We start from the raw sequence: 9,351 nt of genomic DNA, 5'->3' as shown, positions 1-9,351 counted from the left end.
TTCCGGTTCCTCAGTTTCACCCGGCGTCTCCGGTTCTGGTTCTTCCGGTGTTTCGGGCTCCGGTTCTTCAGTCTCCCCCGGTGTTTCCGGTTCTGGTTCTTCTGGTAAGCCCGGAATAGTGATCGTTGGGTGGACTGGCTTTTCAAATTCTGCTGGATCAGGATCGGGGTCCTTCTCGTTATCCACGTTATCCTGAAGATCCCAGCGGTGCGTTTCGGCGTTCACAACCACCTTATTGGCAATAATGTTCCCGTCCACGTTTTGGTTAGCGACAACTTCAGCTTTAGGCGCCAAAACGCTTCCTTGGAACGGTCGGTCAATCGAAATCACACCACTGGCCAGTTGGTCACTCGCCGTCGCATCGTAGAAATTCCACAGTAGGTGATTATCCCCAAAGTCTTCGGTTTCCTGGTTATTCCGGTCAGTGCCGTCATCGTAAATGACTTTAATTTGTGAATTGACGTGGTAGTCCTGGTTACCAGCCGTGTCCACGTTAATGATAACGGTGTTGCCATCCTTATCCGCGGATAATCCCTTGATCGTTAACGGCGTACTGGTTGCCAGGACGTCGGCGGACAGGTTCACAATGATGTGGCCGTTTTCGTCGGGCTGCAGGTCACTGACGTCGATGACCCGGTTATTCATATCTTCAAAATCGTTACTCGTGTAGTTAACGTGTGGATTTTGCTTGCTTAAACTCCCACTAAGTTGTTCCAGCTTCGCAAATTCCTTATCAAAATCGATGTAGACGTTACCGTTTTTATCTTGATAAACTTCCGACGCTAATAAGTGATCGATATCGATGCCGTTAACCTTCGGCCGGTTCGGATTAGAAACGTCAATATCAACGTTTTCACCGAAAATCACCTTGTTACTGCGCGTATCCCCGGCAGAAACAAACGAGCTGCTGGCAATTTTATTAATGTTTTGAATATAGGAAATATCCTTATCTAATAATTCTTCAATAATGTTGGTCCCAAAGTTGACGTTGCCGGAGAGGGTTCCAACGGCAATGTTCCCGTTAGTATGTGCATTCAGTTCGGCTTCCCGGGCAAAAATATGAAATTGCGAGGAAACCCCGAGCATGTTATGTAGGTCCGGGTAATCTTCTTCAACCGTTCCACCATCACTAACGGCGGAATTTTCCGTTTTGGTCGCACTAGTCGTTGACGCGCCAGTATTGGTGTCACTCGCGCTGCCACTGGCCGGATCCTGAGTTGAAGTCGCGGCGGGTGCCGCCAACTTTAAACTCGTCGCGACCGGTGTTTGTTGCTGATTACTTTTAGAATCAGTAGCACCCGTTACGTCGCTAGTGTCGTTGGTGTTGTTGATGTCGTTGGTGTTGTTAGTCCCACTGGCATTGGTGGTTGACTGAGTATTAGTCGAGCTGGCGTTAGAACTATCGTCAGCATCGCTCACACTACCGGATTTATCCGTTGGCGCTTGATTACTGTCACTTGAAGATTCAGAAGTTGAACTAGCCGTGGTCGTCCCCGTCTGATTACCACCGCTTTCAATTTTACTCTCCGCTGACGCATTGGACGGCGACAACGTTGAACTGTCAGAACCCGATTCAACAACCGAACTCGAACTCGTGCTTTCAGCACTGCTCGTCGCGGTACCGTCCGCGCGGGCCGCTAACGTGGTCCCACCTAACGTTAAAATCACCGCGCAGGCAAACGCCCAGCGACGACCAATTTTATACATCTTAAAATGTGTCCGTTTACGCTCCATCATCAATCCCACCTAAAATTTATATTTGTTAACTATCCTTTATTACACCCCTATTTTCACGCTTTTTTACATAACATTCAACCTTCAAAATAATATATTTTATATGGATTAATTAGTAAAATAATCGTCAAAAAGATAGATACAGCAACGATTTATCCGTTTAATCGCTTTGAACGAATGAAGCTTATTTACCATAACTTCGTTCACACCCTAATCAATATTTTTAACCGCTTTCAGAAAATAACAGAGTGTGCCAAAAGTCGGTTAGCGGGTGAGCATTAACGGCGTATGGCGAATAATCCTGGGCTTGGATTTTTGATATACGTGGTTAAGCGGAACCCGCTGACTTTTAAAACCCGTTTCGACAATTTTCTTAGCTGAAGAGGACATTAGCGTCGCTTAGTAAACCGGTTTCTGGTTATACAAATTAGTGGACTTCTTTCAATGTCTAAAAAAAGTGCACCCCAATAACACCCACAAACATGATCAGTAGTCCTGATAGTCGGCCCCAACCCACCCGCTCAGCGGGGGCCCCTAACCAGCCAAACTGCTCAATGACGGCGCTAAAAAACAATTGGCCAAACAGGGCGATGACGACAACCTGGCCCGTTCCAATCCGGGGGACCAGCCAGGCACTGCCAAATACGTAAGCCGCGCCTAGTAGACCACCTAACCAGATCCACCAGCGCTGACGCCCCGCACGAACGGCGGCCATCAACGGACGTAACGGGATGTGACGTCCGCATACGAGTAAAACTAACAGGGCGGTCCCGATCGTAAAGGAAACCGTGGCCGCGTGAATTGGCGAGTTCAAAATAGCACCCAGGTGGCCGTTAATGGCCGCTTGCGCCGCAACCATTGACCCGGCAACGATACCCAGGACTCGCCACGGCCACTGCTGAGGACGTGTTCCGCGGGACGGATCTGACCGGCGTTTTAGCACCCCCGTGGCAACGAACATCCCCGCCGTTACTAACAAGAGTCCCCCGACCTTAACCCCGGTTAGTGGCAACCGGGGTGAGTTTAGCCAGCCAAACTGGTCAATCAAAACGCCCATCACAATTTGACCAAAAATCGGCAAGACCGCCGTTTGAATACTTCCTAACCGCGGAAATAATAATAAATTAACGGTCAAGCCGACCACGCCGAGTAACCCGCCTAACCAGATCCACCACGGGTTATTCACAACCACTGACCACCGGATAGCGAGTGACGTCCCCGTTCCAACGGTTAATAACGTCAAAAATACGGTCCCAATTGCAAACGAAACGGCCGAGGCCAGGTATGGTGATTGGACGTACCGCCGTAATTGCGAGTTAACGGCCGTTTGTACGGCCAACCCACTACCTATCAGTAACGGGATCAACGCTAGGATTACCATTAAATTAGCCCCCTTAATACTTGTTAACAAATTAATGCTACTAGTTCCAATAAAGCGGGGCTTAGTCACACGGTTCGTAAAATAATTAATTTTACTTATACGTTAGCGATTGGACAAAACTTTAAGTCGCAAAATAATGGTGTCGAGAAGGGGGAAAAAGTCAGTTTGTTCCAACTTGGTTGCTTTTTTGTCACATCGTAAAAAAATACGGCCCCAAAGCGGTAATGCCGCCGGGACCGTACGTGTTTTAACTTTAGTCTTCTTCAGGTTTGGCAGCCGCTTTAGTTTCAGCAGTTGCTTGTTGCATTTTACCCAGAACCCCGCGGGCAATTGGCCCCACGATGATCAACTGTAACGGTAACGCAACGATCAAGTTAAAAATCCAAGTATGGCCGTACGTCGCAAGGACGTGTCCACCGGCCAACTTACCTTCCACCGCAATCCCAAATAGGGACATGCAAGTTACCATGCCGAGCACCATTAACACTGAGATGGTGATCCCAATTAAAACGGTCTTTTTACGCATGTAATCATTAATGATATATTTGAAAGCTAATCCTTTGGCAATTGGTCCCACGACCAATAAATCTAAAATGATAGCAACGACTAAACCAAGCGGGTACCCACTTAAAATTGCCATGACTAGGCCATCGCTGAATCCCTGGGCCATTGCGACGTTGTAGGCCGTCATCACCAGCACCATCAATCCTGCCATAATGGCCGTAAACACAACTTCTTCTTTTAAATTCCGTGGCATTAAAGTACACACTCCTAATTTAGTATCGAATGCTAACTATAGCACCACCACACCACTCTTCGTAAGTTAGAATTCAATGAGAATTTTATAACAACCTAAAAGGGCGGCCGCAATCAACTGCGACCACCCCGATGATTTCAGTACCGGTTAAGAGCGGCACTAGCTTAATAAGTCAGATTAGCAAACCAACAGCTATAAAACTAGTTAGCCACGTACTGACCAACTACTTTTAACTTTTTGAGTACGCTGCGACCGTGCGGTGATTTATTATCAATAACGGCCGTTAATTCACGACCCGCTAAATTACCGTGGTGCTTACCACCAGCCCACGCGGCGATGCCCGTAACGTCGTATACGACGCCGTCAACGGCCACGTACGCGGGTTGACCAGCTTGACCATCATACTTTGCCAATTCGGTTTGGTTAAACGTTGCTTCACTCATACAAATCACTCCTTCACAGTTTAATTAAGCTTAAACTGGACTGCCAAGTAAAAGCAAGTAATCCGCTTTCAAGATTGCAACAATTACCTTAAACCACCGTAAATGTCGATCGCCCACCGACTTCAGCCCCCTGAAATCGATTCGCTGCGCACGACCTAACTATTTGACCACTATAAAGTTCTAACCAGCGTGAACCATCAAAACTCAACTGCGTTTTTTACCGGTCGTTATTCACACTGTTAAACCCACCTTTTCCAGCAGTACAACTACTACAAGCCCAGTACTACTAACCAACTAACGGGGAGGCCGGCCTAATATTTCATCAGCGACGCTAGCACAACCGTCTGAACTAGCGACCTTGTGAACCAACATTAAAGGGCCATTTTCTAATGTTGCCCCAATGGCGAATTATCGCCTACCTTAGCCACTGCTAAAAATGTTCTTAGCGTGACACCAATCTTTTAATACCCCGAACCGGTGTCTCTTGCTATATTTCCCAGGGCGGTCCAATAATTTTGACCTGATGATTACCCGTTAGGTTAAGGACCGTCCGCGTCAAAACACTTTCCACGTACCGCACCAACTTTAAACTAACACGCTGTTGTGCCCGTAACAGGGCGACCAGCTGATTAAGTCGTTGTTGAACCACCATAACCATAATTGGTGCGGGTCCCCACACATTCACCATTACTGCCAGCGGTTGCCCCACGACAACCTCGTCACCAACTTTAACCATCAACTGAAACGGAACGAAAGCGCACGTTGGCCAAATCAACGCCAAGCGCCACCAATAAATGGTGCCATTCTGAGCCCTAAAACACAGTAACCGCCGAGATTTATCAATTGCGACGACCCGCCCCGCCACGGGCGACAAAATTTGTCCCCGCAAGCGTAAGCGACTGTGCTTAAAACGCAACGTCGCCGAGTTAAGAATGGAATCGTTGCGGCGAAATTGGTGGTAATCAATTAGCGGGGTTACCGCTGGAATCAAAGGTTTCATGGATTCACTTCCTAACGTTGTGTGTCTTATAACTATTGAGCATCACATCACAAAATACCGTTCTAAACTTACCCTAATGATTAGTTGAAGCCGTTGATAATCTCTTTTTCATCATAGACTGTACCATATTTTGCACCAATTGGCTGGTTATTTCGATGATTTTGTTAACGTTTACACTTGTTACCGTTAGTTCGTAAAATCAATTAATAAACAATTTTGATTTTACACACACCCCACTTTCACCGGGTTCGACTAATTTGTGCACAATCATTAGTTTCTTAACCTAACCGTTAGTTTGTAAAAAAATCACGAATAAGTTGAGTTAACCCTAACTTTTATTTAATTCAGAGCAAAGGGCGCCTACAATGGGTGCAGATTTTGAAGAAAGGTGGTCATTTAGTCATGGTCAACACCAAACTAAAGAATCGGCAACATAAACTCATCGAGTACGCCAACGGTCCGTCCCTAGAAGAGATCAACGGCAAGATCGCCGTACCAAAAAACATCGGTTTCTGGCGAACACTCTTCGCGTACTCGGGCCCGGGTGCACTCGTGGCGGTCGGTTACATGGATCCCGGGAACTGGTCAACTTCCATTACCGGTGGGCAAAACTTTTCCTATCTATTAATGTCCGTGATCTTGATTTCAAGTTTGATTGCGATGTTACTGCAATACATGGCGGCTAAACTTGGCATCGTGACACAGATGGACCTCGCCCAAGCCATTCGGGCCCGGACTAGTAAATCCCTCGGTATTGTTTTATGGCTCTTAACCGAATTTGCCATCATGGCGACCGACATTGCAGAAGTTATTGGCGCGGCGATCGCACTGTACTTATTATTCCGTATCCCCTTAGTCATCGCGGTCTTCATTACCGTTTTTGACGTTTTGCTATTATTACTGCTGACCAAAATTGGTTTCCGCAAAATCGAGGCCATCGTGGTTTGTCTGATTTTAGTGATCCTACTAGTTTTCGTTTACCAAGTTGTCTTGTCCGCTCCTAACTGGGGCCAGGTGATCACCGGCTTAGTTCCGACCAGCGCAACCTTTTCTAACAGCCGCACGGTTGCCGGCATGACGCCGTTAAGCGGGGCGTTAGGTATTATCGGTGCGACCGTGATGCCCCACAACCTCTATTTGCACTCGGCGATTTCCCAAACGCGCAAGATCGACCACAGTGATGAAAACGACGTGGCACGGACCGTCAAGTTTGCCAGCTTGGACTCCAACATTCAGCTAACGGCGGCTTTCTTCGTTAATGCATTACTGCTGATTACCGGTGTTGCGGTCTTTAAGACCGGCGCCGTTAAAGACCCGTCGTTCTTTGGGTTGTACCAAGCACTGTCCAACACCTCGTCACTGAGTAACGGGGTCCTGATCAGCGTGGCCAAGTCCGGGGTGTTATCCGCCCTGTTTGCGGTCGCGCTGCTGGCTTCCGGGCAAAACTCAACAATCACCGGGACTCTGACCGGGCAAGTCATCATGGAAGGCTTTATCCACATGCGGATGCCACTCTGGTTACGGCGCCTAGTCACCCGCTTGCTTTCCGTCATCCCCGTTTTGATCTGTGTCGTCATGACTAGCGGTAAGAGTGCCCTTGACGAGCACGTGGCCCTCAACGATTTAATGAACAACTCGCAAGTCTTCTTAGCCTTCGCGTTACCGTTTTCGATGCTGCCACTCCTCATGATGACTGACAGCGCCGCGGAGATGGGCCAGCGTTTCAAGAACAGTTGGTGGATCAAAGGGTTCGGCTGGTTATCCGTCATTTCGTTGACCGGACTTAACATGTACGGCTTGGCACCCCAAGTTGCCGGGTTCTTTGGTGACAACCCCACCAAAACGCAGACGAGTATCGCCAACGTGATTGCCGCCGTTTTGATCGTCATCATCATTGCGCTGCTGACCTGGACGATCATCGAATTACACCGTGGCAACCAACGCTACCTTGCGCAACGGGCGGCTAAAGCGGCTGATAAGGCCACTAAGTAACCCCTTTAAGTGAGATTTTAAACTAAAAAATGCTCCGAATCGCTGCCAGGTTGAACTGGTGCCGATTCGGAGCATTTTTTTATAAATTATTTTTTTGCCGTGTAAAGCGTCTATTTTGCCGTAATTTGCATTCGCCCGTGCCGTTTAGAATAGTACAAGTTTTGATCTACCCGGTTATAAAACGCCTGGGGATCAGCATCACCGGGGTGTAACTGCGCGACCCCAACGGAAATTGAGACGTGGATCTGCTGATCATTGTACTTAACGACTAAGTGGTTGATGGCGGCAAAAATCTGGTCAACGATCGTTTTGGTACTGGCCAGATCGTACCCCTGGAACAGCACGTTAAACTCTTCGCCACCAGTCCGGTATAACTTAACTTGGGGATCGTTAGCGTCCAAAACCGTCTGAACGATCGTCGTGGCCTGTTGGAGTACCCGGTCACCGGCTAAGTGCCCGTAAGTGTCGTTAACCGCCTTAAAGTGGTCAATATCAAACATCATCATCGACAAACTCAAGTTATTTTTGGCACTATCCGCGAATAGGTATTTGATTTGGGCCGTATAAGCCGCGTAGTTTTCCGCCCGGGTCAGCGCGTCGTGGTTCGCAAACTGCGTTAATTGAACTTTTAACTCACTGTCCTTGGTGATCATGTTGACGTACGCGTACAGTAAAATCGTGAATACTTCCAAATACAGGAGTTCTTGCCAGTAAATGTCCCAGCTGAAGGCAAACTTTACCTTCACAAACAGCCATAAAATGGCACCGTACGCACTTACGGTCAACAGGTAGTAGGCCCAAGCATAGCGCTTTTTGACTAACCAGACCCGTAAAAAGTTCATGGTCCAAAACAGCAGGATCATCACCCCCGCGTAGAGCCACGACTCCCAGTAATAGATTGACTGGTTAAACACCATGTAAATAATGACCACTGGTAACAATGCGTAATAACGAATGTGGATATTTAGGAAATAACTACAGAAGACTAACGCAATTAATTGAAAGTTCATAAATTGCCAACTCTCGTTAGTTCCCACCACCGTCGTTTGCATCACAAATACAAATACCAACATGTACACCACGCCGTGCCACGCATTGACTACGCTGTCGTCAATGTTGATTCGCCGTGAATGAACCCACGCAATCAACCAGTTATACAGGACCCAGTACAGGGTCAAAACACCTAAAATAAAGAAAATACTCGTTATAAAGGGGGCAACCCGCCAATACGACCACGTCATACTGCGTTATCCTCCACCAGGTACGGCTTGCCGTAGTAATACCCCTGGTAACAAAGAATGCCGCGCTGTTCAGCCATCGCTTGGTCGCGTTCATCCTCAATCCCTTCAAGAATAAATTCCAGGTGAAAACGCTGGGCCACCCCGTGCCAAAATGCCAATTCACCGGGGATCCGTTCCGCTTCACCACTCGAACGAAAGTTCTGCATCGCAAACTTAATTTGGTCCACGAATGGCAAAATCGATTCAATCTTTTCGTAAGTATTGGAACCGGTCCCCACGTCGTCGATACTCAACTTAATTCCGTACTGGTGAAAAAACAGGCTGTACTTCTGTGCTTCATACAGGGTCGGGTTCTCCGTCAACTCAATGGTCAACGCCGCCGGGTTCAAGCGCTTCTTTAAATAGATAATGGTTCCCAGCATCTGTTCATCTTCAGCTTGTTCACGGTTTAAGTTCAACGCCAACGTCTGGTTGGTGACCTGCGTTTTTAACTGACCAGCCACCCGTTCCAACAGTTGGGCCTGTTGATCTAACGATAACGCCGTAAAGGACTGGGGCACGCTCCAGCGCCCGTTCGTTTCTTGTCTAAGGAGTAGTTCGTAACCAAAAACAACTTTCCGCTGCTGATCAACTTGTGGTTGAACAAAAAAACGGTACATTGTATCAAACCTCATTTGGGACTGCTCCGAGTCAAGTAGACAGTTCAAATAATTAAAATAGCTATGCAGTTTTTAGAATGGCATGATTCCGAAATTCTTTCGGGGTCATGCCATTTAGTGTTTCTTGGCGACGCTTGTAGTTAT

9 protein-coding genes are annotated in these 9,351 nt (G+C 47.6%); 1 reads left to right on the top strand and 8 read right to left on the bottom strand.

All coding sequences use genetic code 11. The features are described from left to right. The 5 genes from D1831_RS13310 to D1831_RS13290 all read right to left on the bottom strand — a co-directional run. The coding region (locus D1831_RS13310; RefSeq protein ID WP_125073348.1) for a collagen-binding domain-containing protein at nucleotides 1–1,734 on the bottom strand (1,734 nt) is incomplete at its 3' end. A gap of 448 nt (nucleotides 1,735–2,182) precedes the next feature. Next, nucleotides 2,183–3,115 carry a DMT family transporter gene (locus tag D1831_RS13305; protein WP_125073347.1) on the bottom strand — a complete coding sequence of 311 codons (933 nt, stop codon included), beginning with the start codon at nucleotides 3,113–3,115 and terminating at the stop codon, nucleotides 2,183–2,185. A gap of 253 nt (nucleotides 3,116–3,368) precedes the next feature. Further along, a complete protein-coding gene (locus D1831_RS13300) occupies nucleotides 3,369–3,872 on the bottom strand; it encodes a DUF2798 domain-containing protein (protein WP_125073346.1) in 504 nt (167 codons plus the stop codon). A gap of 200 nt (nucleotides 3,873–4,072) precedes the next feature. After that, nucleotides 4,073–4,315, bottom strand: a complete 243-nt coding sequence (locus D1831_RS13295; RefSeq protein WP_125073345.1) for a cytochrome b5 domain-containing protein — start codon at nucleotides 4,313–4,315, stop codon at nucleotides 4,073–4,075. Between the two features lie 487 nt (nucleotides 4,316–4,802). Then, on the bottom strand, nucleotides 4,803–5,315 hold the full coding sequence (locus D1831_RS13290; RefSeq protein ID WP_125073344.1) for a hypothetical protein: 513 nt from the start codon (nucleotides 5,313–5,315) through the stop codon (nucleotides 4,803–4,805). A gap of 402 nt (nucleotides 5,316–5,717) precedes the next feature. Here D1831_RS13290 and D1831_RS13285 point away from each other — a divergent pair, with 402 nt between their 5' ends. Beyond that, nucleotides 5,718–7,307 (top strand): Nramp family divalent metal transporter, encoded by a 1,590-nt coding sequence (locus D1831_RS13285; protein ID WP_125073343.1) that lies wholly within the window; start codon nucleotides 5,718–5,720, stop codon nucleotides 7,305–7,307. A gap of 110 nt (nucleotides 7,308–7,417) precedes the next feature. On the opposite strand, the gene D1831_RS13280 is transcribed toward D1831_RS13285, so the two are convergent. The 3 genes from D1831_RS13280 to D1831_RS14960 form a co-directional block, all read right to left on the bottom strand. Beyond that, a complete protein-coding gene (locus tag D1831_RS13280; protein WP_125073342.1) occupies nucleotides 7,418–8,548 on the bottom strand; it encodes a GGDEF domain-containing protein in 1,131 nt (376 codons plus the stop codon). Further along, nucleotides 8,545–9,207 carry an EAL domain-containing protein gene (locus D1831_RS13275; protein ID WP_125073341.1) on the bottom strand — a complete coding sequence of 221 codons (663 nt, stop codon included), beginning with the start codon at nucleotides 9,205–9,207 and terminating at the stop codon, nucleotides 8,545–8,547. The genes D1831_RS13280 and D1831_RS13275 overlap by 4 nt, the downstream gene beginning before the upstream one ends. A gap of 61 nt (nucleotides 9,208–9,268) precedes the next feature. Beyond that, on the bottom strand, nucleotides 9,269–9,351 hold an 83-nt coding region (locus D1831_RS14960), incomplete at its 5' end, for an IS3 family transposase (protein WP_341483886.1).

The sequence above is a fragment of the Lactiplantibacillus garii genome, from assembly GCF_003885105.1.
Taxonomy (GTDB): Bacteria; Bacillota; Bacilli; order Lactobacillales; family Lactobacillaceae; genus Lactiplantibacillus; species Lactiplantibacillus garii.
This window is presented reverse-complemented; position numbering and strand designations above follow the sequence as displayed.

What these genes read in the sequence shown, in the direction of transcription:
- D1831_RS13300 (WP_125073346.1), bottom strand. Translation starts at nt 3,872, where the DNA reads ATGCCACGGAATTTAAAAGAAGAAGTTGTGTTTACGGCCATTATGGCA.
- D1831_RS13295 (WP_125073345.1), bottom strand. Translation starts at nt 4,315, where the DNA reads ATGAGTGAAGCAACGTTTAACCAAACCGAATTGGCAAAGTATGATGGT.
- D1831_RS13305 (WP_125073347.1), bottom strand. Translation starts at nt 3,115, where the DNA reads ATGGTAATCCTAGCGTTGATCCCGTTACTGATAGGTAGTGGGTTGGCC.
- D1831_RS13285 (WP_125073343.1), top strand. Translation starts at nt 5,718, where the DNA reads ATGGTCAACACCAAACTAAAGAATCGGCAACATAAACTCATCGAGTAC.
- D1831_RS13275 (WP_125073341.1), bottom strand. Translation starts at nt 9,207, where the DNA reads ATGTACCGTTTTTTTGTTCAACCACAAGTTGATCAGCAGCGGAAAGTT.
- D1831_RS13280 (WP_125073342.1), bottom strand. Translation starts at nt 8,548, where the DNA reads ATGACGTGGTCGTATTGGCGGGTTGCCCCCTTTATAACGAGTATTTTC.
- D1831_RS13290 (WP_125073344.1), bottom strand. Translation starts at nt 5,315, where the DNA reads ATGAAACCTTTGATTCCAGCGGTAACCCCGCTAATTGATTACCACCAA.